This is a genomic window from Mycobacterium sp. MFM001 (assembly GCF_003402475.1).
Lineage (GTDB): Bacteria > Actinomycetota > Actinomycetes > Mycobacteriales > Mycobacteriaceae > Mycobacterium.
On the sequence record NZ_BFAB01000009.1, the window covers coordinates 106,637 to 130,109 of the forward strand.

Annotated in this window: 28 protein-coding genes; 16 read left to right on the forward strand and 12 right to left on the reverse strand. The window is 68.4% G+C overall.

Annotated features, from left to right (window positions below):
- The first annotated feature begins 9 nt into the window (after window positions 1-9).
- Window positions 10-849, forward strand: coding sequence for a formylglycine-generating enzyme family protein (locus MFM001_RS16680; protein WP_116376387.1), 840 nt, complete (start codon window positions 10-12; stop codon window positions 847-849).
- Here the strand turns inward: MFM001_RS16680 and MFM001_RS16685 are convergent, their stop codons facing one another.
- On the reverse strand, window positions 850-2,640 hold the full coding sequence (locus tag MFM001_RS16685) for a fatty acyl-AMP ligase (protein WP_116376388.1): 1,791 nt from the start codon (window positions 2,638-2,640) through the stop codon (window positions 850-852).
- A 330-nt stretch (window positions 2,641-2,970) separates the two neighbouring features.
- On the opposite strand from MFM001_RS16685, the gene rplN reads away from it, so the two are divergent.
- The 10 genes from rplN (at window position 2,971) to rplO (ending at window position 7,175) form a co-directional block, all read left to right on the forward strand.
- A complete protein-coding gene (gene rplN / locus MFM001_RS16690) occupies window positions 2,971-3,339 on the forward strand; it encodes a 50S ribosomal protein L14 (RefSeq protein WP_045373371.1) in 369 nt (122 codons plus the stop codon).
- The gene (gene rplX / locus MFM001_RS16695) at window positions 3,340-3,657 is read left to right on the forward strand and encodes a 50S ribosomal protein L24 (protein WP_116376389.1); all 318 of its coding nucleotides are present in this window, start codon (window positions 3,340-3,342) and stop codon (window positions 3,655-3,657) included.
- Window positions 3,658-3,659: 2 nt separating this feature from the next.
- The gene (rplE, locus tag MFM001_RS16700; RefSeq protein WP_116376390.1) at window positions 3,660-4,223 is read left to right on the forward strand and encodes a 50S ribosomal protein L5; all 564 of its coding nucleotides are present in this window, start codon (window positions 3,660-3,662) and stop codon (window positions 4,221-4,223) included.
- A gap of 4 nt (window positions 4,224-4,227) precedes the next feature.
- Complete coding sequence (locus tag MFM001_RS16705; RefSeq protein ID WP_003920619.1) at window positions 4,228-4,413, forward strand: type Z 30S ribosomal protein S14; 186 nt, start codon at window positions 4,228-4,230, stop codon at window positions 4,411-4,413.
- A 66-nt stretch (window positions 4,414-4,479) separates the two neighbouring features.
- Window positions 4,480-4,878: a 30S ribosomal protein S8 gene (gene rpsH, locus MFM001_RS16710; protein ID WP_045373380.1), complete on the forward strand. Its 399-nt coding sequence runs from the start codon at window positions 4,480-4,482 to the stop codon at window positions 4,876-4,878.
- 9 nt (window positions 4,879-4,887) lie between these two features.
- Window positions 4,888-5,427: a 50S ribosomal protein L6 gene (gene rplF / locus MFM001_RS16715; RefSeq protein WP_116376391.1), complete on the forward strand. Its 540-nt coding sequence runs from the start codon at window positions 4,888-4,890 to the stop codon at window positions 5,425-5,427.
- A 35-nt stretch (window positions 5,428-5,462) separates the two neighbouring features.
- Window positions 5,463-5,831, forward strand: coding sequence for a 50S ribosomal protein L18 (gene rplR, locus MFM001_RS16720; RefSeq protein ID WP_116376458.1), 369 nt, complete (start codon window positions 5,463-5,465; stop codon window positions 5,829-5,831).
- 31 nt (window positions 5,832-5,862) lie between these two features.
- Entirely contained in the window at window positions 5,863-6,543 is a 681-nt protein-coding gene (gene rpsE, locus MFM001_RS16725; RefSeq protein ID WP_192886969.1) for a 30S ribosomal protein S5, read from the forward strand.
- A 3-nt stretch (window positions 6,544-6,546) separates the two neighbouring features.
- On the forward strand, window positions 6,547-6,738 hold the full coding sequence (gene rpmD / locus MFM001_RS16730) for a 50S ribosomal protein L30 (RefSeq protein WP_116376393.1): 192 nt from the start codon (window positions 6,547-6,549) through the stop codon (window positions 6,736-6,738).
- Window positions 6,735-7,175, forward strand: coding sequence for a 50S ribosomal protein L15 (gene rplO / locus MFM001_RS16735; protein ID WP_045373390.1), 441 nt, complete (start codon window positions 6,735-6,737; stop codon window positions 7,173-7,175). Before rpmD ends, rplO begins: the two co-directional genes overlap by 4 nt.
- Before the next feature lie 43 nt (window positions 7,176-7,218).
- Here rplO and MFM001_RS16740 read toward each other — a convergent pair whose 3' ends face one another.
- The 3 genes from MFM001_RS16740 to MFM001_RS16750 all read right to left on the reverse strand — a co-directional run bounded on the left by MFM001_RS16740 (window position 7,219) and on the right by MFM001_RS16750 (window position 10,108).
- Complete coding sequence (locus MFM001_RS16740) at window positions 7,219-8,451, reverse strand: serine hydrolase domain-containing protein (protein ID WP_116376394.1); 1,233 nt, start codon at window positions 8,449-8,451, stop codon at window positions 7,219-7,221.
- A 99-nt stretch (window positions 8,452-8,550) separates the two neighbouring features.
- Complete coding sequence (locus MFM001_RS16745; RefSeq protein ID WP_202864145.1) at window positions 8,551-9,108, reverse strand: NUDIX hydrolase N-terminal domain-containing protein; 558 nt, start codon at window positions 9,106-9,108, stop codon at window positions 8,551-8,553.
- Between the two features lie 37 nt (window positions 9,109-9,145).
- Window positions 9,146-10,108 (reverse strand): LLM class flavin-dependent oxidoreductase, encoded by a 963-nt coding sequence (locus MFM001_RS16750; RefSeq protein WP_116376396.1) that lies wholly within the window; start codon window positions 10,106-10,108, stop codon window positions 9,146-9,148.
- Window positions 10,109-10,147: 39 nt separating this feature from the next.
- Here MFM001_RS16750 and sppA point away from each other — a divergent pair, with 39 nt between their 5' ends.
- Window positions 10,148-11,935 (forward strand): signal peptide peptidase SppA, encoded by a 1,788-nt coding sequence (gene sppA / locus MFM001_RS16755; RefSeq protein ID WP_116376397.1) that lies wholly within the window; start codon window positions 10,148-10,150, stop codon window positions 11,933-11,935.
- On the opposite strand, the gene MFM001_RS16760 is transcribed toward sppA, so the two are convergent.
- The 3 genes from MFM001_RS16760 to MFM001_RS16770 are packed head-to-tail and all read right to left on the reverse strand — an operon-like array spanning window position 11,932 to window position 14,691.
- The gene (locus tag MFM001_RS16760) at window positions 11,932-12,849 is read right to left on the reverse strand and encodes a class I SAM-dependent methyltransferase (protein ID WP_116376398.1); all 918 of its coding nucleotides are present in this window, start codon (window positions 12,847-12,849) and stop codon (window positions 11,932-11,934) included. The two genes, sppA and MFM001_RS16760, sit on opposite strands and share 4 nt — an antisense overlap.
- 7 nt (window positions 12,850-12,856) lie before the next feature.
- Window positions 12,857-13,759 carry a class I SAM-dependent methyltransferase gene (locus MFM001_RS16765; protein WP_160118023.1) on the reverse strand — a complete coding sequence of 301 codons (903 nt, stop codon included), beginning with the start codon at window positions 13,757-13,759 and terminating at the stop codon, window positions 12,857-12,859.
- Window positions 13,760-13,770: 11 nt separating this feature from the next.
- The gene (locus MFM001_RS16770; protein ID WP_116376399.1) at window positions 13,771-14,691 is read right to left on the reverse strand and encodes a class I SAM-dependent methyltransferase; all 921 of its coding nucleotides are present in this window, start codon (window positions 14,689-14,691) and stop codon (window positions 13,771-13,773) included.
- 116 nt (window positions 14,692-14,807) lie between these two features.
- On the opposite strand from MFM001_RS16770, the gene MFM001_RS16775 reads away from it, so the two are divergent.
- Together MFM001_RS16775 and MFM001_RS16780 are read left to right on the forward strand one after the other, a co-directional pair.
- Entirely contained in the window at window positions 14,808-15,584 is a 777-nt protein-coding gene (locus MFM001_RS16775) for an SDR family oxidoreductase (protein ID WP_238159243.1), read from the forward strand.
- Entirely contained in the window at window positions 15,581-16,786 is a 1,206-nt protein-coding gene (locus MFM001_RS16780; protein ID WP_116376401.1) for a zinc-binding dehydrogenase, read from the forward strand. Before MFM001_RS16775 ends, MFM001_RS16780 begins: the two co-directional genes overlap by 4 nt.
- Window positions 16,787-16,853: 67 nt before the next feature.
- Here the strand turns inward: MFM001_RS16780 and MFM001_RS16785 are convergent, their stop codons facing one another.
- Window positions 16,854-17,519: a class I SAM-dependent methyltransferase gene (locus MFM001_RS16785; protein WP_116376402.1), complete on the reverse strand. Its 666-nt coding sequence runs from the start codon at window positions 17,517-17,519 to the stop codon at window positions 16,854-16,856.
- Between the two features lie 72 nt (window positions 17,520-17,591).
- Here MFM001_RS16785 and MFM001_RS16790 point away from each other — a divergent pair, with 72 nt between their 5' ends.
- Window positions 17,592-18,443 carry an AraC family transcriptional regulator gene (locus MFM001_RS16790; RefSeq protein WP_116376403.1) on the forward strand — a complete coding sequence of 284 codons (852 nt, stop codon included), beginning with the start codon at window positions 17,592-17,594 and terminating at the stop codon, window positions 18,441-18,443.
- Window positions 18,444-18,560: 117 nt separating this feature from the next.
- On the opposite strand, the gene MFM001_RS16795 is transcribed toward MFM001_RS16790, so the two are convergent.
- Entirely contained in the window at window positions 18,561-19,211 is a 651-nt protein-coding gene (locus MFM001_RS16795; RefSeq protein ID WP_116376404.1) for an L-fuculose-phosphate aldolase, read from the reverse strand.
- On the reverse strand, window positions 19,208-20,173 hold the full coding sequence (locus MFM001_RS16800) for an NAD(P)-dependent oxidoreductase (protein ID WP_116376460.1): 966 nt from the start codon (window positions 20,171-20,173) through the stop codon (window positions 19,208-19,210). Before MFM001_RS16800 ends, MFM001_RS16795 begins: the two co-directional genes overlap by 4 nt.
- 33 nt (window positions 20,174-20,206) lie before the next feature.
- Between MFM001_RS16800 and MFM001_RS16805 the strand changes: the two genes are divergently transcribed.
- Window positions 20,207-21,559, forward strand: coding sequence for an FGGY-family carbohydrate kinase (locus MFM001_RS16805; protein ID WP_116376405.1), 1,353 nt, complete (start codon window positions 20,207-20,209; stop codon window positions 21,557-21,559).
- Here the strand turns inward: MFM001_RS16805 and MFM001_RS16810 are convergent.
- Entirely contained in the window at window positions 21,543-22,448 is a 906-nt protein-coding gene (locus tag MFM001_RS16810; RefSeq protein WP_116376406.1) for a class I SAM-dependent methyltransferase, read from the reverse strand. The genes MFM001_RS16805 and MFM001_RS16810 overlap by 17 nt on opposite strands.
- The gene (locus MFM001_RS16815) at window positions 22,445-23,374 is read right to left on the reverse strand and encodes a class I SAM-dependent methyltransferase (RefSeq protein WP_116376407.1); all 930 of its coding nucleotides are present in this window, start codon (window positions 23,372-23,374) and stop codon (window positions 22,445-22,447) included. Before MFM001_RS16815 ends, MFM001_RS16810 begins: the two co-directional genes overlap by 4 nt.
- Between the last annotated feature and the right edge of the window lie 99 nt (window positions 23,375-23,473).

The following is a 23,473-nucleotide window of genomic DNA, read 5'->3' on the forward strand; positions in this document are numbered from 1 at the left end:
TCGTTCCGGATGGGGTCCACCAGCTTCTACCCCGAGGAAGCGCCGATCCATACCGCCACGGTTGGTGCGTTTGCGATCGAGCGCCATCCGGTGACCAACGCCCAATTCGCCGAATTCGTTGCCGCGACAGGCTATCTGACCATCGCCGAGCAACAGATCGACCCCGCGTTGTACCCCGGTGCCGACCCGGCTGACCTGGTTCCCGGCGGGCTGGTGTTCCGGCCGACGCCGGGCCCGGTCGACCTGCGGGACTGGCGGCAGTGGTGGCACTGGGTGCCGGGCGCGAGCTGGCGCCATCCGTTCGGCCCGGACAGCGACATCTCCGGCAAGGCTGACCATCCCGTCGTGCAGGTGGCCTATCCCGACGCCGCGGCTTACGCGCGGTGGGCCGGGCGGCGACTACCCACCGAAGCCGAGTGGGAGTACGCCGCGCGCGGCGGAAGCACTTCGACCTACGCCTGGGGCGAGGAGGAAAGACCCGGCGGGCAGTTGATGGCCAACACCTGGCAGGGCCAATTCCCGTACCGCAACGACGGCGCGCTTGGCTGGGCCGGAACCTCGCCGGTGGGCACGTTCCCGCCCAACGGGTTTGGGTTGCTCGACATGATCGGCAACGTCTGGGAATGGACCACCACCGAATTCTCGGCGCATCACCGCCCCAACGAGCCGCCCAAGACGTGCTGCACGCCAACTGGCCCCGCCGATCCGACCGTGGCGCAAACCCTCAAGGGCGGCTCGCACCTGTGCGCGCCGGAGTACTGCCACCGCTACCGGCCGGCGGCGCGCTCGCCGCAGTCCCAGGACACCGCCACCACCCACATCGGGTTCCGCTGCGTGGCGGATCGGTGATCACCGGTCGTACTGGCCGGCGAGGTATTCGGCGCGGCAGGCGCCGCGGGCCAGCTTGCCGCTGGTGGTGCGGGGAATGGCGCCGGCGTTGACCAGGCGCACATCGGCCACCGCCACGCCGTGGGTTCGCGAGACCGCGGCCCGGATGGCGTCGGCGACCGGCGCCTGATCGGCCCGGCCCGCCCCCGCGGCGCGTTCGGCGATGACCACCAGCCGTTCACCGGCGTCGCCCATAACCGAAAATGCCGCGACATAGCCGGCGCGCACCGCCGCCGACGCCTGCGAGACCGTGGCCTCGATGTCCTGCGGATAGTGGTTGCGCCCGTCGACGATCACCAGGTCTTTGATCCGGCCGGCGATGTACAGCTCGCCGTCGAGGTAGAAGCCCAGGTCACCGGTGCGCAGCCACAGCCCGTTCATCGGCGAGCCCTCGGCGTGGCTGCCGTGCTCGAGGCGGGTCTGCAGCTTGTTGTGGAAGACCCGTTCGGTCTCGTCGTCCCGGCCCCAATAGCCGCGGCCGATGTTGTCGCCGTGCAACCAGATCTCGCCGACCGTGCCGTCGGGCAGTTCGGCATCGTTGTCCGGGCAGGCGATGACGGCCCACTGGTTGCGCAGCACCTGCCCGCAGGACACCAGCGCGACGGCGTTGGGGGCGTCGGGCGCCACCGTCACCACCCGGCCGGTGCCGAGTTGTGCGCGGTCGACGTGGATTGCGCTCGCGCGCGCCGCCTGGGCGATGCTGGCGACCGACAACGTCGCCTCGGCCATGCCGTAGGACGGTTTGACGGCCGTGGCCGGCAGCCCGTAGGGCGCGAACGCGGCGACGAACTGGTCGATGGCGGCCATCGTGACCGGTTCGGATCCGTTCAGCAGGCCGGTCACATTGCGCAGGTCCAGGGTTTCACCGTCGGCCGGTAACCCGCGCTTGGCAGCGAGTTCGTACGCGAAATTCGGTGCGGCAGCAAAGATTCGGCCGTGCACCGATTCTGCGGCCAGCTCCTTGATCCACCGATGCGGTCGCCGGACGAACGCCAGCGGCGACATCAACGTGATGTAGTTGCCGAACAGCGCCGGGAACATGATCATCATCAGGCCCATGTCGTGATACAGCGGCAACCAGCTGACGCTGCGGATGTTCATGTCCAACTCGCCGGCGATGATCATCTGCAAGACGTTGGTGCACACCGCGCGGTGGGTGATCTCGACGCCGGCCGGTGTCCGGGTCGAGCCGGACGTGTACTGCAGGTAGGCGATGTCGTCGGTGCCCAGCGTCGGGGCGACGAACGTCGAGCCCACCGAATCCGGCACCGCGTCGACGGCGAGCACCCGCGGCCGGCGCGACCGCGGAAGCTTGCGCAGGAATGCGCCGACGGCCTCGGCCGCACCGGTGGTGGTCAGCACGGCGGACGGGCTGCAGTCGGCGAGCACCGCATCCAGCCGCTCGGCGTGCCCGGGCAGCTCCGGCGCGAACAGCGGGACCGCGATGTTGCCGGCGTGGATGGCGGCGAAGAAGCCGGCGACATAGTCCAGGCCCTGAGGAGCCAGGATGGCCACCCGGTCACCGGGCCGGGTGACCTGCTGCAGGCGGGCACCGACCGCGCGCAGTGTGGCGTCCAGCTGGTTCCAGGTCAGCTCGGCGGCCACACCGTTGCGGTCGCGGCTGTAGTCCATGTACCGGTAGGCCGGGGCGTCCCCGTTTTCGGCGACGGTCTCTTCCAGGCACGACGGCAACGTGATCCCGTCGGGCAATACGATGTTGCCCGCGACGTCGAAGCAGTCCTCGATGTTCATTGTTGGCGCAACCAGGTTGTCGCACAGCGGATCCCGACCATGGATCAAATCTAATAAACAATCTAACAATCTGCGCAGTCGGGAGACCGTGGCGCTCGTCACCAATGACGGCGATTGTCGGCTGGGTCTCCCGCTGTGTGGCTGGTGCCGGCGGATCGGGCGACAATTTGGCGCTGAGCAGGCCGTCACCTAGACTCTAGGGGTTGCCGTGGGCAGACCTCGGCCGGCGACTTTGTCGGCCCCGCGTGCCCTTCGGTGATGAAGACCACGCACGTCAGGCCATGACGGCACCCTCTGCCGTGCACACGTTAACCAGGTCAGGAGATCTAGGTGATTCAGCAGGAATCGCGGTTGAAGGTGGCCGACAACACCGGCGCCAAGGAGATCTTGTGCATCCGTGTGCTCGGTGGCTCGTCGCGGCGCTACGCGGGCATCGGTGACGTCATCGTCGCGACGGTCAAGGACGCCATCCCGGGCGGCAACGTCAAGCGCGGTGACGTCGTCAAGGCCGTGGTGGTGCGCACCGTCAAGGAGCGCCGCCGCCCCGACGGCAGCTACATCAAGTTCGACGAGAACGCGGCGGTCATCATCAAGCCCGACAACGACCCGCGCGGCACCCGCATCTTCGGGCCGGTCGGCCGCGAACTGCGCGAGAAGCGCTTCATGAAGATCGTCTCGCTGGCTCCGGAGGTGTTGTAGATGAAGGTCCACAAGGGCGACACCGTGCTGGTCATCTCCGGCAAGGACAAGGGCGCCAAGGGCAAGGTGCTGCAGGCGTACCCCGCCCGCAACAAGGTGCTGGTCGAAGGCGTCAACCGAATCAAGAAGCACACCGCGGTCTCGACCAACCAGCGCGGCGCGCGGTCCGGCGGCATCGTCACGCAGGAAGCTTCGATTCACGTCTCCAACGTGATGGTCGTCGACTCGGACGGTAAGCCCACCCGCATCGGCTACCGCCGAGACGAGGAAACCGGCAAGAAGGTCCGTATCTCCAAGCGCAACGGCAAGGACATCTAACGATGACGACGGCAGAAAAGGTTCAGCCCCGGCTGAAGGTGCGCTACCGCGAAGAGATCCGTGACGCGCTGAACAAAGAATTCGGCTACGGCAACGTCATGCAGATCCCGACCGTGGTCAAGGTCGTCGTCAACATGGGCGTCGGCGACGCCGCCCGCGACGCCAAGCTGATCAACGGCGCGGTCAATGACCTGGCGCTGATCACCGGGCAGCGGCCGGAGATTCGCCGCGCCCGCAAGTCCATCGCGCAGTTCAAATTGCGCGAGGGCATGCCGATCGGCGCGCGGGTGACGCTGCGCGGCGATCGGATGTGGGAGTTCCTCGACCGGCTCACTTCGATTGCGCTGCCGCGTATCCGCGACTTCCGCGGCCTGTCGCCCAAGCAGTTCGACGGCGCCGGCAACTACACGTTCGGGCTGGCCGAGCAGTCGGTGTTCCACGAGATCGACGTGGACTCGATCGACCGGCCCCGCGGCATGGACATCACCGTCGTCACCTCGGCGACGACCGACGACGAAGGACGAGCGCTGTTGCGGGCCCTCGGCTTTCCGTTCAAGGAGAACTGAACAGATGGCGAAGAAGGCACTGGTCAACAAGGCGCAGCGTAAGCCGAAGTTCAAGGTGCGCGCCTACACCCGCTGCAGCAAATGCGGCCGCCCGCATGCGGTTTACCGCAAGTTCGGGCTGTGCCGGATCTGCCTGCGCGAGATGGCGCATGCCGGTGAGCTGCCGGGCGTGCAGAAGAGCAGTTGGTGAGGAGCGGCCGCTTATGACCGCGTTGGCGACGATGCAGAGCGCAGCGATGAAGAGGAGCAGCGCTAAATGACCATGACGGACCCGATCGCAGACTTTTTGACGCGTCTGCGCAATGCCAATTCGGCGTACCACGACGAGGTGACGCTGCCGCACTCGAAGATCAAGGCCAACATCGCCGAGATCCTCAAGCGCGAGGGCTACATCAGCGACTACCACGTCGAAGACGCCCGCGTCGGCAAAGCGCTTGTGGTGCAGCTCAAGTACGGACCCAGCCGGGAACGCAGCATCGCGGGTCTGCGCCGCGTGTCCAAGCCAGGTCTGCGGGTGTATGCGAAATCCACCAACCTGCCGCGGGTGCTCGGCGGCCTTGGCGTCGCGATCATTTCGACGTCCTCGGGCTTGCTCACCGATCGTCAGGCAGCCAGACAGGGCGTGGGCGGCGAAGTCCTCGCGTACGTGTGGTGAGGGGTAACAATGTCGCGTATTGGTAAGCAGCCGATCCCGGTTCCGTCGGGCGTCGACGTGACGATCGACGGCCAGAACGTTTCGGTGAAGGGACCCAAGGGCACGCTGGAGCTGTCGGTCGCCGAGCCGATCACGGTGGCGCGCAACGACGATGGCGCCATCGTGGTGACCCGGCCCAACGACGAGCGGCGCAACCGTTCGCTGCATGGGCTGTCCCGCACCCTGGTGGCCAACCTCGTCACCGGCGTGACGCAGGGCTACACCACCAAGATGGAAATCTTCGGCGTCGGTTACCGCGTGCAGCTCAAGGGCAACACGCTGGAATTCGCGCTGGGATACAGCCATCCCGTGGTGATCGAGGCGCCGGAAGGCATCACGTTCGCGGTGGAAACGCCGACTAAGTTCTCGATCTCCGGGATCGACAAGCAAAAGGTCGGCCAGATCTCGGCGAATATACGCCGGTTGCGCCGTCCCGACCCCTACAAGGGCAAGGGCGTGCGTTACGAAGGCGAGCAGATCCGCCGCAAGGTCGGAAAGACAGGTAAGTAGCCATGGCTGGAACACAGACAGACGCGCGGAAGCCGGTGGGGCAGAGCGTATCCGCTGCCCGTCGGGCCGCACGGCTGCGCAGGCATGCACGGCTGCGCAAGAAGATCTCGGGCACGCCGGAGCGTCCGCGGCTGGTGGTGCACCGGTCGGCGCGGCACATCCACGTGCAGCTGGTCAACGATCTCAACGGCACCACGCTGGCAGCGGCCTCGTCGATCGAGGCCGACGTGCGCGGCGTGGATGGCGACAAGAAAGCCCGCAGCGTGCGGGTCGGCCAGTTGATCGCCGAGCGGGCCAAGGCCGCCGGCATCGACACCGTGGTGTTCGACCGTGGGGGCTACACCTACGGCGGTCGGATTGCCGCACTGGCCGACGCCGCGCGCGAGGGCGGGCTGAAATTCTGATGACGAGCTTTGACAACGGAAGGACTGCATGATGACGGAGCAGCCGACTTCAGGGGGCGCCGCTCCGGACACCGGCAGCGCGCCCCGCAGTGAAGGACGCGCCGAAGGGCGTGAGGGCCGGGGCCGGCGCGACGACCGCGGCGGCCGCGGGCGCGACCGCGACGGCAGCAACTACCTCGAGCGGGTCGTGGCGATCAACCGCGTCTCCAAAGTGGTCAAGGGTGGCCGGCGGTTCAGCTTCACCGCGCTGGTCATCGTCGGCGACGGCAACGGGATGGTCGGCGTCGGATACGGCAAGGCCAAAGAGGTCCCGGCGGCGATCGCCAAGGGCGTCGAGGAGGCGCGCAAGAGCTTCTTCCGAGTGCCGTTGATTGGCGGCACCATCACGCATCCGGTGCAGGGTGAGGCCGCCGCCGGTGTGGTGCTGCTGCGCCCGGCCAGCCCCGGTACCGGGGTGATCGCCGGTGGTGCCGTGCGTGCGGTGCTGGAATGCGCAGGGGTCCACGACATCCTGGCCAAGTCGCTGGGCAGCGACAACGCGATCAACGTGGTGCACGCCACGGTGGCCGCGCTCAAGCTGCTGCAGCGGCCCGAGGAGGTGGCGGCCCGCCGCGGCCTGCCGATCGAGGACGTCGCTCCGGCCAGCTTGTTGAAGGCGCGGCGAGAGAGCGAAGCGCTGGCCGCGAGCGCAGCGCGTGAGGGAACGGCATAGACCATGGCAGAGCTGAAGATCACCCAGGTGCGCAGCACGATCGGCGCCCGCTGGAAGCAGCGAGAGAGCCTGCGCACCTTGGGTTTGCGGAAGATTCGCCAATCGGTGGTTCGTGAGGACGACGCCCAGACCCGTGGCTTGATCGCCGTCGTGCGCCACCTCGTCGAGGTAGAACCCGCGGAGGCTAAGAAATGACGATCAAACTTCACGACCTGCGGCCCGCGCCCGGGTCGAAGACCAAGCGCACTCGCGTCGGTCGCGGTGAGGGCTCCAAGGGCAAGACCGCCGGCCGCGGCACCAAGGGCACCAAGGCCCGCAAGAACGTGCCCGTGACGTTCGAGGGTGGGCAGATGCCCATCCACATGCGGCTGCCCAAGCTCAAGGGTTTCCGCAACCGGTTCCGCACCGAGTACGAAATCGTCAACGTCGGGGATATCAATCGGCTGTTCCCGCAAGGCGGTTCGATCGGCGTCGACGAGCTGGTGGCCAAGGGCGCAGTGCGGAAGAACTCGTTGGTGAAGGTGCTCGGCGACGGCAAGTTGGCAGTCAAGGTCGACGTCACTGCGCACAAGTTCAGCGGCAGCGCGCGCGAGAAGATCACCGCCGCAGGCGGTTCGGTCACCGAGCTGTAGGGCGAGCTGGGCCCACACCGCACGCACGGCGTGTCGGGGGCTTTTACGTCTGCTCGCGCACGCCCAGCACGTCGCGAAACAGCGCTTGGCGCACCGCGAGTTCTCGCGGATCGCTCCACAGGTGAAAGCCCAAGCGGTTCATCACATAACCGAAGCCGACGCCGGTGTCCGGGTCGGCGAAGCCGAACGACCCGCCCAGCCCCGGAGTGCCGAACGCTTTGTCGGACGAGCCGAATTCGAAACGCGGGACCGGTTTGCAATAGCCCAGCGAGAACACCGAGTCGACGTGCAGCACCTTGTCCCGTAGCCCGCGGCTGGGTGTGATTGCCGGCTGGGTCAGTGCGTCGAGAGTGGTTGGCGTCAAACCGATGTCAGTGCCACCGGTGGCCACGCAACCGTAGGCCTTGGCGACCGAACGGGCCGTGCCGATTCCGTTGGCGGCCGGTATCTCGACGGTGCGCATCTCGTCGAGGTTGTAGTCGCTGCGTGTCGGGTCGATGCCGTTGGGCAGGTTGGCCGCCCGGCTGATGAGGCCGAAGGGATTCAACAGGGCCAGCGCCAGGCGCGGCGGCAGCGTATTGAGATGCAGCAGCGCCTCGGCGCGTCGCCAGCCGTGTAGGTGAGCGACCCGGTCACGATCCACCGACGCGGGCAATCCGATGTGCAGGTCCAGACCCAGCGGAGCGGCGACCTCGTCGGCGAAAAACCGGCCCAGGGTGCGGCCCGCCGGATCGGTGTGCCGGATCAGCTCGGACTCATACCAGCCAAGCGTGAGGGCGTGATAGCCGTGCCGGGTTCCCGGCGGCCAGACCGGGGCCTGCGCCGCCAGCACCGCAGACACCTTGTCAGGGTCGGCCAGATCGGCCAGCCGCAGCGACGCGTCCAGCACCGGAAGTCCGGCTTGATGAGACAGCAGCTGCCGCACCGTCACCTCGGCCTTGCCGGCCTGCGCGAACTCCGGCCAGTAATCGGCGACCTTGGCGTCATAGTCGACGAGACCGCGCGAAGCAGCTACGGCAACGGCAAGGGACGCAACGCCTTTCGTCGTCGAGAACATGTTGACGAGAGTGTCCTGTTGCCACGGCGCCTTGGTGACGCCGTTGCGGTAACCGCCCCACAGGTCGACGACTTTGACGCCGTCGCGGTAGACCGCAACCGCGGCGCCGACCTCGCGGCCGCGCTCGAAGTTGGCGCGAAAGGCGTCCGCGACCTTGCCGTACCCCTGGTCGACGTCTCCGCCGATCAGCTCCGGCGACACCGTCACTTTGAGAACCATTGAGTGGTTATACCGTGCTCGGTCGCGCGGCGAGGGTTCTCAGTCGAACTCAGTCGGCAGGGTCGGGTCGCGATGGTGAGCCAGCGCCCGCTCCAACTGCTAGCGGTTGACGCGGCCCACCGACAGCGGCGGCAGCTCGCCGAGCCCGAACCATCCCACGGCCAGGGTCTCCAGCGCTGCCGGCGGCTGCACCGCCTCGTGCGCGCGGCACAGGAAGAACAGCTTGTAGACGTGTACGGGCAGTGGCGGCGGGTGGTGCTGCAACTCGCGGTCCCAGCACGCGATCAGCTTCACCGGCGAACTGTGATAGCCGGTTTCCTCGAGAATTTCCCGGGTGACCGCCGCCGACGGCGCATCACCCGGGTCAGCCCACCCGCCGGGCAATGACCAACGGCCGTCGGCTTTTTCACACATCAGCAGCACGCGCTCCTGCTCGTCGAACACCACGCCGCGCACGTCGATCTTCGGTGTGGCGTAGCCGGAGTCGCGGCCGAGTTCGACGGTGAGCTCGTCAGCGGGCCGGCCGCTGAGCGCCGACATCAGCTCGGCGGCAAGCCCGCGCAGTTGCCGGTAGCGGTCTTCGTCGTACTCGTTGGCGGCAAAGGTCAGCCCGTCCTGCGCGAGCGCGGCGAGCTTGATGCCTATTCGACGGATCACATCGCCAGGGTCGCGAGCAGACGCAAAGGACTCCATTTCAGCGCGAAATCGGGGACTTTTGCGTCTGCTCGTCATAAGAACGCAACCTTGGAATCACTTCTGCGGCAAGGCGTTCCATCTGCTCGCGGTCCTGCGCGACGTCGTCGCCGACCGGGTTGAGCAAGATCATCTCGGCGCCGGCGTCGATCACCTCACGCAATCCGCGCGCCACGTCGTCGGGCCCACCGAACACCGGCACCTCCTCGATGCCCCGCATCTGGCCGTAAATGCGGTGCAGGCCGGCCAGCACTCGCTCGCGGGCGCGCGCCACGTCGTCGTCGACCATCACGTAAACCCGCTTGCCGATCTCGTACCGGGCGGCGTCTTTGCCCTGGTCGGCCAGTTCGCGGCGCACCGTCTTCACCGCCTCGGCGAACGCGGCGGTGGTCGACGATCCCGCGCCCAAGAAGGCGTCGCCGTGGCGCACCGCCCGGGCCAGCGCCTTGGGCGCCTGCCCGCCGAACCAGATCGGCGGATGCGGCCGCTGCACGGGTTTCGGCTGGATCGGCAGGTTGTCGACCTGACGGAACCGGCCGTGAAACGTCACCCGCGGCTCGTCGGACCACGCCGCTTTCATCAACTGCAGGCCCTCGGTGAAACTCCGGACAAACGTGGCCTTATCCACCCCGAAGGCGGAAAACTGGTGATGGCCGCCGCCGGGGGCGACCCCGACGTCCAGGCGGCCGTTGCTGAGCTGGTCGACCGCCGTCACCGCGGCCGCCAGTTGCAGCGGATCATGCAGGGACGCAACGAGTACCGCGACACCCAACCGCAGCCGCTCGGTGCAGGCCGCGGCAAACGCCAACAATTCGAGTGGCGCCAGCAGCGGCGCCTCGCCGACGACCTGGTCCACCGTCCAGGCGCCCTCGAAGCCGAGCTCTTCGGCGCGGGCGAGATACGAGCGCACGCCCGCGGCGTCGAAGGGATTGGCGAGCTGAGGTATCGAGATGGAAAAGCGCACCCCATCACCGTAGGCCCGGTCATCGGTAGGCTCGACGACATGCTTGGTTTTCTGCCCGACCCACCCGGCATCGACGACGTGCGCGCGCTGGTACACCGGGTCGACACCGCCCGCCACCACGGCATACCCAAGGGCTGCGTGCTCGAACTCGACCTGCACGCCACCCCGCCCGAGACCGGCGGTTTCGACCCTCTGGCGATCATCAGCGGCGGGGGCCGACCACTGCTGCTCCGTGAGGCCGTCGCCGCCATCCATCGCGCCGCTGACGACCCGCGGGTGGCAGGCCTGATCGCGCGGGTACAGCTTCCGGCCGCCGCGGCGGGCTCGGTCCAGGAGTTGCGCGAGGCCGTCGCGGCGTTCACCGCCGTCAAGCCGTCGGTGGCATGGGCCGAGACGTACCCTGGCACGCTGTCGTACTACCTGGCTTCGGCGTTCGGCGAGGTGTGGATGCAGCCGTCGGGAACCGTCGGGCTGGTCGGATTCGCCACCAACGCGATGTTTCTGCGTGACGCGCTCGACAAGGCCGGCATCGAAGCGCAATTCGTGGCACGCGGTGAATACAAGTCGGCGGCAAACCGTTTCACGCAGGACCGCTACACCGAGGCGCATCGTGAGGCCGACAGCCGGCTGCTGGAGAGCCTGCACGCCCAGGTGTGGCAGGCCGTCGCCGAATCGCGCAAGATCGACCCCGCCGAGGTCGACGCGCTGGCCGACCGGGCACCGCTGCTGCGTGACGACGCGGTGAGCTCCAAGCTGGTCGACCGCATCGGCTACCGCGACGAGGCGTACGCCAGGATCGCCGAACTGGTTGGCGCCGAAGGGATCTCGCCGGAATCCGGAGATGCCGACGGCGACGACGCGCCGCCGCGGCTGTACCTGGCGCGCTACGCACGCGCCGGCGGCCCGCGGCCGGTGCCGCCGATTCCGGGCCGGCGGCCCAAGCCGACCGTCGCCGTGGTCACCGTCGCCGGACCGATCGTCAGTGGCCGCGGCGGCCCGCGGGTGCTGCCGTTCGGCACGCCCAGCTGCGGCGCGGACACCATCGCGGCGTCGTTACGCGAAGCGGCCGCCGACGACTCGGTGTCGGCGATCGTGTTGCGGGTGGACAGCCCCGGCGGCGAGATCAACGCGTCGGAAACCATCTGGCGTGCAGTGGCCAAGGCCCGCGGTCGCGGCAAGCCGGTGGTGGCGTCGATGGGCGCAATCGCCGCTTCGGGCGGCTACTACATCGCGATGGCCGCCGACGCGATCGTCGCGAACCCCGGCACCATCACCGGGTCGATCGGCGTGGTGAGCGGAAAGCTGGTGGCGCGCAACCTCAAGGACAGGCTGGGCGTCGGGTCGGATGCGGTGCGCACCAACGCCAATGCCGACGCGTGGTCCATCAACGCGCCGTTCACGCCCGAACAGCACGCGAAGGTCGAAGCCGAGGCGGACCTGTTCTACGCCGATTTCGTGCAACGAGTGGCAGAGGCTCGCCACCTGAGCACGGAGGCGGTGCACGAGGTGGCCCGCGGCCGGATCTGGAGTGGTGCGGATGCCCTCGATCGCGGATTGGTCGACGAGCTCGGCGGGTTGCGGACGGCGGTTCGCCGGGCCAAGGTGCTGGCCGGCCTCGACGCCGACGCCGAGGCCCGTCTGGTCGGCTACCCGGGGTCGTCGCTGTGGGAATTCCTGCGGCCACGGCCGTCGTCGCAACCGGCCGCGGCGTCACTGCCAGATGCGTTGGGCGCGTTGATCGGCCAGTCGGTCGCCGGACTGCTCGACCAGGTCGAGCGGACGTTCACCGGCACCAGTGCGCTGTGGCTGGGGGAGTCTCGGTTTTAGCGGTCGAGTGTGCCGCTGACGAAGATGATCTCGCCCAGCGGATCGTCGTCGTCCTCGAGCACTGGAACCTCGAGATCGTTGAGCACGAACAGCTCCTCGCGCGAGATGCCGCTGGCATCCCAGCCGTTGCCGCGCAGATACTCGACGACGTGGTTGCGCTCGCCGGCGTACACCAGCGATGCCATATCGATGTCGACGCCCTGCTCCCGCAGCGGCGCCGACATCTCCCGAACCCGGTCGGCGTCGAAATCCTTGATGCCCGGCACATATTCGGTGGCGATCGTGCTGCCCGGCACGCTGAGCGCGGTGATGTTGTCGAACAGCCGGTCCTGGGCTTCGGGCGGTAGGTAGATCAGCAGGCCCTCGGCCAGCCACGCCGTCGGGGCGGTGGCGTCAAATCCCGCCTCGCGCAAGGCAGCCGGCCAATCCGCGCGCAGGTCGATGCGGACCGTGCGCCGCGTCGCGGCGGGCTCGGCGCCGAGTTCTGCAAGTGTGGTCGTCTTGAAGTCGATGACCTGTGGCTGGTCGATTTCGTACACCACGGTCTCCGCCGGCCAGTGCAACCGGTAGGCGCGCGCGTCCAGCCCGGACGCGAGGATCACGGCCTGCCGGATGCCGGTGTTCACGGCATCGCTGAAGTAGTCGTCGAAAAACTTGGTGCGCACCGCCATTCCGTCGATCATCGCCTGCACGCGGGCCGGTGACGCATTCGGGATGGTCGACAGATCGAGCTCGCCGTCGATCATCTTGACGAAGAAGTCCACCCCCACCGCGCGGACCAACGGGTCGGCGAACGGGTCGTCGATCAGCTTGCGGGGATCCTTCGTCGCCAACGCCCGTCCCGCCGCGACCATGGTTGCGGTCGCGCCGACGCTGGAGGCCAGATCCCAGGTGTCGTCATGTGTGCGTGGCATGTGGGTCCTAACCGAGCGTCGCCGAGACGTAGCTCAGTTCACCGAAGGTGGCCATCATCTCGTCCTCCGGGAACTCGAAGCCGTTGCGGCGGTACAGCTCCCGGACCGGGTATTCGGTCACCTGCCAGTCGTGACGGGACAGATAGTCGATGACGACGCTGCGCTCGCCTTGGTAAAACAGGTCGCTCGCGTTGAAATCCAGTCCGAGCCGGCGCCACCGCTCACTGATTTTGTTTGCACGGTCGTCATTGAAGGCGGCCGGGTCGGGGACGTGTTCGGTAGCCAGCCGGCTACCCGGGGCGCTGAGCGCGGTGATGTTGTCGAACAGCCGATCCTGAGCCTCCGGCGGCAGGTACGGCAGCAACCCCTCGGCAATCCATGCGGTCGGCTGTCCGGTGTCGAACCCACCCTTGCGCAGGGCAGCGGGCCAGTCGTCGCGCAGGTCGATGCCGATCGCGCGGCGCTCCGCGGCCGGGGTGGCGCCGAAATCGTCAAGCGTGGTGGTCTTGAAGTCGATGACCTGGGGCTGGTCGATCTCGTAGACCACCGTTCCCGCCGGCCACTGCAGCCGGTAGGCCCGGGTGTCGAGCCCGGACGCCAGGATTACCGCCTGCCGCACGCCGGCGTCGGCGGCACCGGTGAAGAAGTCGTCGAAAAACCTTGTGCGAACCGCGATTTGCTGGATGCGGGTCTTGCGGTTCAGCACCGGGTCGTCGTCGAGGTTGACTTCTCCGTCGAGCAGGCGGACGAACTGAGGCACCCCCACCGCGCGGACCAGCGGGTCGGCGAACGGGTCGTCGAGCAGCGCGTCGGGACCCTGCGAGGCCAGCGCGCGCGAGAGCGCGACCATGGTCGCGGTGGCCCCCACGCTGGAAGCCAGATCCCAGGTGTCGTCGTGAGTACGTGGCATGCGAATCGCTCCTAGGAGGTCAGAACGCCGCTGACGTAGCGCATGTCAGCGAACGGCAGATCGTCGTCGATCGGCGGAAAACCATTGGTGGTGAACAGATCCTGCAGGGTGCTGCCGGTCATCTGCCACCCGTGGTCGGACAGGTAGGGCGCCGCCTCGTTGCGGTCACCAAAGTAAACCAGCTCGGTCATGTCCAGGTCGAAGCCGTGCTCACGCCAGCGCTCGGACGCCATTTGCATCCGCTCCCTCATCCGGTCCTGATCCCCAGGCCCTGGAGTCGGTGCACTTTCGGTGGCGATCCGGCTGCCCTGCGCGCTGAGCGCAGTGATGGTGTCCAGCAGGCGGTCCTGCGCGTCCGGTGGCAGATAGCCCAGAAGGCCCTCGGCGCTCCACGCCGTCGGCCGGCTCGGATCGAACCCGGCCGCCCGCAGCGCCGCCGGCCAGTCGTCGCGCAAATCGATGGCCACCGCGCGTCGCTCGGCGGTTGGCTCGGCGCCCAACTCGGCGAGGGTGCGGGTTTTGAACTCGATGACGTCCGGCTGGTCGACCTCGTAGACGACGGTGCTGGCGGGCCAGGGCAGCCGGTAGGCGCGGGCGTCCAGGCCGGCCGCCAGAATCACGGCCTGCCTGATCCCCGCCTTCGTGGCGTGGAGGAAGAATTCGTCGAAGAACTTGGTCCGTACGGCCATGTTGTCGGTCATGCGGTCCATGCCCGGCTGGTCGTCGTCCTGCAGGTCGGCGGGGTTCAACTCGCCGGTGGCCAGCCGGGTGAAGATGTCGACGCCGACGGCGCGGACCAGCGGCTCGGCGAACGGGTCGTTGATCAGCGGGGGGTCGCTGCGCGTTGCGACGGCCCGGGCCGCGGCGACCATCGTGGCCGTCGCTCCCACGCTCGATGCCAGATCCCAGGTGTCGTTGTCCGTACGTGCCATTTCCAGTCCCCTTCAAGTCGTTACTTAGCCAATATAACTTAAAGTCGGGTGGTCGGCCACCTGGTGATCTTGGCGAAACCCGCTTTGCCGCCGCCCGGGCGCGCGAGGCTTTGACGGTGGCGTACTTGACGGCAGGCAAGCGGGTATTGATCACCGGGGCGTCGTCGGGGATCGGCGCCGCCCTGGCGCGCCGGCTGGCCGCAGGCGGGGCAGTGGTCGGACTGATCGCCCGCCGGCGCGAGCGGCTCGAGGCGGTGCTGGCCGACTGCCGCCGCAGCACGCCCGCGTCGCGGATGTGGGTCGCCGACCTCGCCGACACCGCGCGTATCGAGCCGTTGGCGGCACAAGCCTGGGAGAGCCTCGGTGGCATCGACGTACTGGTGAACAACGCGGCGATCCCCAAGCGGCGCGCGGTCACCGAGCTCGACTCGGGCGTCGTGGAGGCGGTGATGCGGGTCAACTTCTTCGCTCCGATGCGCTTGTGCCTGGCCGTGCTGCCGCGGATGCTGGCGCGCGGCGACGGCGTCATCGTCAACGTGTCCAGCATGGGCGGCCGGTTGGGCATCGTTCACGAAGCCGCCTACTGCGCAAGCAAATTCGCGTTATGCGGCTGGAGCGAGTCGATGGCCGTCGATCTGCATGACACCGGTGTTTCGGTGAAGCTGATCGAGCCGGGGCCGGTCGACACCGAGATCTGGGATCAGCCGGACAACGAGCGCCCGCTCTACGACGGGCCCAAAGTGCCGGCGGACGAGGTGGCCGACGGCATCATCGCCGCGTTGGGCAGCGACCGGTTCGAGCATTACCTGCCGGACATGAAGGCGGTGGTCGACGTCAAGAACGCCGACCTCGACGCCTACATCGCCGGCGCCGCGGCGATGGCCCGACGATGAAGGCACTGGTCTTCGGGGTGCCTCCGGTCGACGGCTACGACGACGCTCTGGCCCACAGTCCCGTTGCGCTGCAAGACATCCCGGAACCTGGCTTGCTGCACGACGATTGGGTGATCACCCGGCCACGGCTGACCGGAATTTGCGGGTCGGACTCCAAACAGATCCTGCTGGATTTCGGCGAGGGCGACACCGACAACGCGATGGCCGCGTTCTGTTCGTTCCCGCAAGTGATGGGACACGAGGTCGTCGCCGACGTGGTGCGTGTTGGACCTCGCGCCCGGGGGCTGGACGTCGGGCAGCGCGTCGTGCTCAACCCGTGGTTGTCGTGTGGGCCGCGCGGCATCGACCCTTGCCCGGCGTGCCAAGCCGGCGATTACAGCCTGTGCTGGAGCTTTTGCGACGGCGACATCAAACCTGGCATTCACAGCGGAGTGTCGGCCGACGTGACCGGCGGCTACGCCGAGTTGATGCCGGCGCACGACAGCATGCTGTTCGCGGTTCCGGAGTCGGTGCCCGACGAGCTGGCGGTGTTCGCCGACCCGTTTTCCGTTTCGCTGCATGCGATTAGCCGTCATCCGCCGCCGGCATCCGGCCGGGTTCTGGTGTACGGGGCGGGGTCGTTGGGGTTGTGCGCCGTCGCCATCCTGCGAGCGCTCTACCCGGATGCGGCGGTGGCGGTGGTGGCGCGCTTTGCCGCCCAGGCCGAGCTGGCCCGCCGGTTCGGCGCCGATCTGGTGCTGGCACACGAGCCGCGGTTGGCAGTGGTCGAGGAGCTCGTTTCGTGGGGCGGCGGCCGGCTGCGCCATCCGCTGCAAGGTTTGCCGATGGCCCACCCGGGTGCCGTCGATGTCGTCTACGACACCGTCGGCAAGCCGGAAACATTCGAAGTTGGGGTGCGGGTGTTGCGGGCACGCGGAACGCTGGTGAAGGCCGGGGTGCATGCACCTGGCCGCTGGGAGTGGAGCCCGCTGTATTTCAAGGAGATCAGCTGGGTGGGCTCCAACGCCTTTGGTGTCGAGGAGGTGCACGGCGTCCGCAAGCACGCGATCGCCCACTACCTCGACATGGCGGTCGATGGCCGTATTGACTTGCGGCCCATGCTGACTCACACTTTTCGGCTGGACCAGTGGCGTGAGGCATTCCTCGCGATTGCCCACCAGCGCGAAAGCGGGGCGGTCAAGGTGGCGTTCGACCAGCGTTGAGGTTGCGCGAGCAGACGCAGAATCGCACGAATAGGCGTCGCGGAGTGCGATTCTGCGTCTGCTCGCGCTACGGGCGGGTGGCGCGGTAGTAGGTGAGTCGGCCCACGAAGCGATGCCGATGGCTGGCGACCTCATGGCAGTCGAACCCGGCCGCGCGCAACAGGCCGGGAATCGCGTCGCCGAGATTGCCGGCCATGTGGTGGTTGCGCAGCATCCGCCGCGCCGCCAGGCCGTCGCGGGCGGTCATGTCGCCGCCGATGTCGACCACGTGCAACCTGCCGCCAGGACGCAGCACACGAAAAACTTCCGCCGCGGCGTCGGCTTTCACGTCGTCGGGGAGATGGTGCAACATCATCGACGACAGCACCCGGTCGAATTCGCCGTCCGGGTAGGGCAGCTGCTGGGCGTAGGCCTGGTCGAAGCGGATACCGCTGAACCCCTGCGCTTTTCGTTGGGCCCGGGCCAGCGCGCGCGGGTCGGGGTCGCAGCCGATTAACTCGGCGCCGGGATGAGACCGCTTGGCGTGCAAGGTGACATTGCCTGTCCCGCAGCCGATTTCCAGAACGCGCTGATTGCGGTCGAGCTGAGCCTGCGCGATGAGGGTGTCGTGGACCTTGCTCATGCCGAGCAGCCGGGACATGAGGTCGTACGTGGGAAGAAAGATGTCCCGGCCGGCGGCGGGCAGGTAGTCGTGGTGGTTGGCCAGGAGTCGATGTAGACGATGTTCGGTCATGCTTACATGGTGAACTGTTGATGCCACCGTGAATTAGGCAATAGTCAGGAAAAGTAGGATTATCTTAAGGCCATGACCGCAGCAGCTCGGCTGGTTCGCCACCGCGGCGTACCGGTCTACGCGTACCGGGCCGACGTGAACACGCCGCCGGTCTCGGTGGTGCGGGGCGGCCGGGACGACGTCCTCGAACGTGGCCGCCATATCCACGACTTCCCGGCGCTGTGGTACGCGCATGCGACGGGGCTGGTGTACGTGGTCGCTCCCGGTGAGGTGATCGACCTCGAGCGGGTGAGTCGCACCGAAGGCGGGGTCGGGCTGTTCTTCGACCCCGCGGCGCTGGGCGGCGACGGGCGCTCGCCGTGGCCGGCGTGGCGGGCGCATCCACTGCTGTTCCCGTTCCTGCACGGACAGTCCGGTGCGCTGCTGGAGCTGACTGTTCCCGCGAAGCGCCGGCCGGTGTGGGACGCGACGATCAGGTCGATCGAGGCCGAGCTGACCTCACGGCAGGAGGGTTATCGTCAGGCGGCGCTAGCGCATCTGACGCTGCTGCTGATAGACCTCGCCCGGCTGGCCGGCGACGTCGTGGGCGATCTGCGGCGCAGCGGCGAACCGCTGCTGGCCGAGGTGTTCGCGGTGATCGACCGGCGCTACGGCGAGCCGCTGTCGCTGCGCGACGTCGCGGCCGAGCTCGGGATGACGCCGGGGCATCTGACGACGGTCGTGCGCCGCCGTACCGGGCGGACGGTACAAGAGTGGATCATCGAGCGTCGCATGGCCGAAGCCCGCAGCTTGCTGGCCGACACCGACCTTCCAGTGGCCGCAGTCGCCGGACGGGTGGGGATCGTCGACCCGGGCTATTTCAGCAGGCTGTTCCGCCGTATACACGGCACCTCACCGCGGAGCTGGCGGGCCGCCGCCGCCTGAAGTGCATGCAGACGACGGCGGAGATTACCGAGTCGCTGCGACCTAGCGCGCCGAGCGTGGGGGAAATGTACGCAATCCGACCACTTTTTGTCCATATCCCCCACGTTCGACGTCGCGCTAATTCGCGCGCAGATATGAATAGATGCCGGCGAATCCGGCGTTGACGTCGTCGGGGATCGGCACCGGGCCACCGAGAGCTCTTGCGCCCCAGACGATTTGCGCGGTCCGTTCAACTAACGCAGTGACGTGCAGCGCCTTGTCCGGCCGCGGGCCGACGGCCACCATGCCGTGGTTGGCGATCAGCGCCGCCGCCCGGCCCTCCAGCGCCTTCACCGCGTTGGCGCCGACGTCGGGGGTGCCGGATGCGGCGTACTCGGTGCAGCGAATCTCCCCGCCGCAGTAGACGGCGAACTCGTCGATGCACGCCGGAATCGGCTGGTGCGCAATGGCGAACATCGTCGCCCACACCGGATGGCTGTGGATGACGGCGCCGATGTCGTCGAAAGCCTTGTAACAGGCCAGGTGCAGCTTCATCTCCGTCGACGGGGCCCGGCCTTCTGCGGCATGCAGTACCTCGCCGTCGGGATCGACCAGCACCAGGTCGTCGAGCGTCATCTCGGCGTAGTCGACCGACGACGGCGTGATGACCAGGTTGCCGTCTTCCCGTCGCGCCGAGATGTTGCCCGCCGTCCCCTCGACCAGGCCACGTCGCAGCATGTCCTTGGCCGCGGCCAGTACCGCGGCCTCCGGATCGTCAACGAATCTCACGACAACACCTCCGGATTGACGATATGCACGGGACGACGGCCCGACAACAGGGCTTCTAGGTCGTCGGCGACCATCTGCGCCTGCCGCGCCTCGGTGTTCCACGTCGCCCCGCCGATGTGCGGCGTGAGCACCACATTCGGCATGCCCACCAGCGGGTGATCAACCGGCAGCCATTCGCCGACAAAGTGGTCCAGCCCGGCGGCGGCCACCTTGCCGCTGCGCAGCGCCTCGACCAGTGCGTCGGTGTCGTGCAGCTGCGCCCGCGCGGTGTTCACAAACACCACACCAGAGCGCATCGCGGCGAACTGCTTGGCGCCGATCAGCCCCGTCGTCTCCTCGGTGACCGGCGCGTGCAGCGACACGATGTCGGCCTCCGCGAGCAGTTCGTCGAGGCTGTGCCGGGCCTCGTCGTTGTACGGGTCGTAGGCGATCACCCGCATGCCCAGCCCTTCTAGCCGCCACTTCACCGCGCGGCCGACGGCGCCGAGCCCGACCAGCCCGACCGTCAACCCGGCGAGTTCCCAAGCACGGAACCGCTGATAGGGAATTGTGCCGTCGCGGAACACCTCTCCGGCGCGTACGTCGGCGTCGGCGGTCAGCACATGCCGGGTACAGGCGAACAGCAACGCAATCGTCATCTCGGCGACGGCGTCCGCGTTGCGGCCAGGGGTGAACAGCACCGGGATCCCGGCCGCGGTGGCACCGGCGACGTCGACGTTGTTGGGGTCGCCGCGGGTGGAGGCGATCGCCTGCAGATCCAGTTCGAAAACCGGACTACTGACCGAATCGCCTTCCACCACAACGACATCGGCGCGTTCGGCAGCAATCCGCTCGGCCAACTGCTGCGCGCTGTAGATGCGTAGTGGGCGCGCTTCGATCCACGGGTCGTAGATCACGTCGGCCAGCCGCCGCAGCTTGTCGAACCCGTCACCGCGCAACGGCGCCGTCACCAAAGCACGCATCACGATTGCCAATGCTGGCGTACGGTGACGCCCGTGTCACGCAAAGAGGTCACACTCGGCATCGACATCGGCAGCACCGCCGTCAAAGCCGTGGCCGCCGACGAGGACGGCCGGGTCAGCGCGCGGGCACGCATTCCGCACCAACTACGCGTACCGGCCCCGGACCGGCTGGAGCACGACGCCGACGAGGCGTGGCGCCGCGGCCCGCTGGCCGCCCTGGGCGAGCTGGCCCACCACAACGCCCGCGCCGCCGCGGTGTCGGCGATGGTGCCCTCGCTGACCGCTGTCGACCGGACCGGCCGCCCCCTCACCCCCGGACTGCTGTACGGCGACGGCCGCGGCCGCACACCCGTCGACGCCGGCGCATCGCTCCCGCCGACCGGCGAGGCGGCGGAGTTCCTGCGCTGGACAGCCGCCGAGGCACCCGACGCCGCCGGGTACTGGCCCGCGCCGGCGGTGGCCAACCACGCGCTGGCCGGCGACGCGGTGATCGACTTCGCCACCGCCTACACCAGCCTGCCGCTGTTCGACGGCACCGGCTGGAACGAACAGGCATGCAACGACTGCGGCGCGGCCGTCGAGGCGATGCCGCGGGTGGACGCCCCAGGCGCGGCAGGCGGACAGGTCCGCGACAGCGGCACAGTGCTTGCGGTGGGGGCGATCGACGCGCTGTGCGAGCAGCTGGTGGCCGGCGCCGACCAGGACGGCGACGTGCTCGTGCTGTGCGGCACGACGCTGATCGTCTGGGTGACCATTCCCGAACACCGGCAGGTGCCGGGCCTGTGGACCATCCCGCACACCGCCGCCGGCAAGAGCCAGCTCGGCGGCCCCAGCAACGCCGGCGGGCTGTTCCTCGGCTGGGTGGATCGCCTTCTCGCGCTGGCAGACCCGAGTACCGCCGACCCGCGGCGGGTGCCGGTGTGGTCGCCGTATGTGCGCGGCGAACGGGTGCCCTACCACGACCCGGACCGTCGCGCCATGCTCGACGGCCTGGATCTCACTCACGACGCCGCCGCGCTGCGCCGGGCCGCCTACGAGTCGTCCGGCTTTGTCGTGCGGCAGCTCGTCGAACGCAGCGGCGCCGCGGTCTCGCGCATCGTCGCCGCCGGCGGCGGGAGCCGGCTCCAGCCGTGGATGCAGGCCATCGCCGACGCGACCGGCCGGCCGGTTGAGGTGTCGGCGGTCGCGGAGGGGGCGGCGCTGGGCGCGGCTTTCCTGGCGCGAATGGCCGTCGGCCTGGAGTCGTCGATGACCGACGCCGCCCGGTGGGCGCGCATCGAGCGCGTCGTCGAGCCCGACCCGGCGTGGAAGAGCGCGACCGAGGACCGTTACTACCGCTTCCTGGAGCTGGCCGAGCGGCCGTCGCGGGTTATCGGACCGCGGTGATCGCAACCGTGTTGCGTATCGGTGCCGTCGCGGCGTCGTCGGGCAGCTCGAGGCCGTAGCTGGCCAACAGCTCGGCGCGGCTGGATATCGAGATCGTCCAGTCGTGGGCGGCCAGGTAGTCCGGCACGGCCTTGCGTTCGCCGTGGTACACCAGCTCGGACAGGTCCAGGTCCAGCCCCTGCTCGCGCCACTGCGGGGCCATCGCCTTGCTGCGTTCGGCCATGGCCGCGCCGCCGTCGGGGTGGTATTCGGTGGCCAGCCGGCTGCCGGGCGCGCTGAGCGCGGTGATCGTGTCGAACAGCCGGTCCTGCGCGTCCGGCGGCAGATACAGCAGCAGCCCTTCGGCGATCCAGGCGGTCGGCTTGGTTTCGTCAAAACTGTTGGCGCGCAAGGCTTCCGGCCAGTCGTCCCGCAGATCGACGGGCACGGTCCGCCGTTCGGCGGCGGGCTGAGCACCCAGCTTCGACAGCGTCGCCGACTTGAAGTCGACGACGGCGGGCTGGTCCAGCTCGAAGACGACGGTGCCGTCCGGCCACGGCAACCGAAAGGCCCGGGTGTCCAAGCCGGCGGCCAGGATTACCGCCTGGCGCAGTCCGTCGTTGGCCGCCGCGGTGAAGAAGTCGTCGAAAAACCTTGTCCGCACGGCGATGTTCGTGACGATGTGGCGGGCATCCAGCGGCAACGCGGCGTCCCCGGCATCGGGGAGCTCGCCGTCGAGCAGGCGGACGAAGTAGTCGATACCCACCGCCCGCACCAGCGGCTCGGCGAACGGATCGTCGATCAGCGCAGGCTCGGCGCGGGTGGCCAGGGCCCGGGCCGCGGCGACCATGGTCGCCGTCGCACCCACGCTCGACGCCAGATCCCAGCTGTCGCGGTCCGAGCGCGTCATCGCGCCAGCTCCGCGCTGAGGTAGACGACGTCGCCGAACGGGGCGTCGTCGGGATCGATCGGCGGCAGGCCATGTCTGGTCAGCAGATCCGTCGCGCTGGCCCCGGTGGTCTGCCAGCCCTTGCCGGTCAGGTAGGTCGCCACGTCGGTGCGGTGGTCGAAATAGACCAGGGCGGCCATGTCCAGCTCGAAGCCGTGGCGGCGCCAGCGGTCGGTTTGGCGTTGCATGCGGCGGCGCAGTTCCGCTTCGCCGAGATCGTTGACGTCCACCAAGCCTTCGGTGGCGAACCGGCTGCCGGGCACGCTCAGCTCGGTGATCTGGTCGAGCAGCCGGTCCTGGGCCGCGGCGGGCAGATAGCCCAGCAGCCCCTCGGCGATCCACGCGCTGGGCTGGGCCGGGTCGAAACCGGCTGCCGTCAAGGCGGCCGGCCAGTCAAAGCGCAGGTCGATCGCCACCACCCGGCGATCCGCCGTCGGCTGCGCGCCCAGCTCGGCCAGCGCGGCGGTCTTGAACTCGATCACCTGCGGCTGGTCGACCTCGAACACCGTGGTGCCGGCCGGCCAGGGCAGCCGGTAGGCGCGAGAATCCAGTCCGGAGGCCAGGATGACGGCCTGCCGGATGCCGGCGCGACCCGCGTCGGCGAAAAAGCCGTCGAAGAATTCGGTGCGGACGGCCATCGCGTCGGCGAACCGGCGCAGGCCCTTGGCCTCGTCGTCGTCGAGATCCTGCGGATCAAGCTCCCCGCTGGCCATCCGAGTGAAGAAATCGACCCCCACCGCGCGCACCAGCGGCTCGGCGAATTGGTCGTTGATCAGCGGATCGGGGCTTCGGGTCGCCACGGCACGGGCAGCCGCCACCATGGTCGCCGTCGCCCCGACACTGGAGGCCAAGTCCCAGGTGTCGCCCTCAAACCGCGTGCTGGTCATCCACGAACCCCTTTGATACTTAGCCAATGTAAGGACAGCAGAAACTGTACGCCTGCGTGCGGGGGACCGCTGCCTGCGCTGTTACTCTCGTAGACTGCT